Source organism: Corallococcus exercitus (assembly GCF_003611585.1).
GTDB classification, from domain to species: domain Bacteria; phylum Myxococcota; class Myxococcia; order Myxococcales; family Myxococcaceae; genus Corallococcus; species Corallococcus exercitus.
In genome coordinates, this window is the sequence record NZ_RAVW01000818.1 from 1 (window position 1) to 928 (window position 928).

1 protein-coding gene is annotated in these 928 nt (G+C 72.7%); it reads left to right on the forward strand.

The window, feature by feature from the left end:
• Positions 1-928: serine/threonine-protein kinase (locus D7W79_RS42300; RefSeq protein ID WP_158617194.1), on the forward strand; the 928-nt coding region annotated here is incomplete at both ends.

A 928-nucleotide genomic window follows, 5' to 3' on the forward strand; every position in this document is an offset into this window, starting at 1 on the left:
GTGGGCGGGTACGGCGCCGTCTACCGGGTGGAGCCACTGGACGCGCCGGGGCGGAGCTTCGCGCTCAAGCTGTCGCTGCATCCGGATCCGGCCCGAGCGCTGCGGGAGATGGCGCTGCTGCTGGACCGGGCGTGGCACCCGAACGTCGTCCGGGTGCATGCCACGGGGCGGTGGCCGGACCCGGTGGAGGGGCTGCCGTACTTCGTCATGGACTGCGTGGAGGGGATGGCGCTCCACGTCTGGGCGGAGACGGTCAACCCCACGTTCCGGCAGGTGGCCATGGTGGGGGGCTCGGTGGCGATGACGCTGGGCGTGTTGCATGCCCGGGGCGTGCTGCACCGCGACCTCAAGCCGGAGCACCTGTTGATCCGCACGCGGGGGCAGGTGCCGGTGCTCATCGACTTCGGCGCGGGGGACCAGGCGGGGGCCCTGACGCTCACGACCACCACCCTGCCCCCGGGCACGCTGCACCTGCGCAGCCCGGAGGCCATCCGCTTCCAGCAGCGCCACTGGAGGCAGCCGGAGCTGCGCTATCCATACAGCGCGGCGGATGACCTGTATGCCCTGGGGGTGTGCCTGTACCGGGCCGTCACCGGGCACTACCCGTTCCCGCCGGGGCAGGAGCCGGAGCTGCTGGCAGTGGCCATCACGGAGCGGCTGCCGCCGTCTCCCCGGGACATCAACCCGCAGGTGCCGGAGCCCCTGTCGCGGGCCATCCTGGGGCTGCTGGAGAAGGAGCCGGAGCATCGGCCCCGCACGGGCGAGGCGGCGCATTCGGAGCTGATGCGGGGGCTGCTCTCCGGTGGGGCGGCGGCGTTCGAGGCGCACCTCTTCGATGAGATTCCAGGCAAGCCGAATCAGATTCGCCGTCCGGCATGGCCGGAGCAGCCGTACCTGACGCCCGCGCCCCGGGCGGTCCCCCTGACAG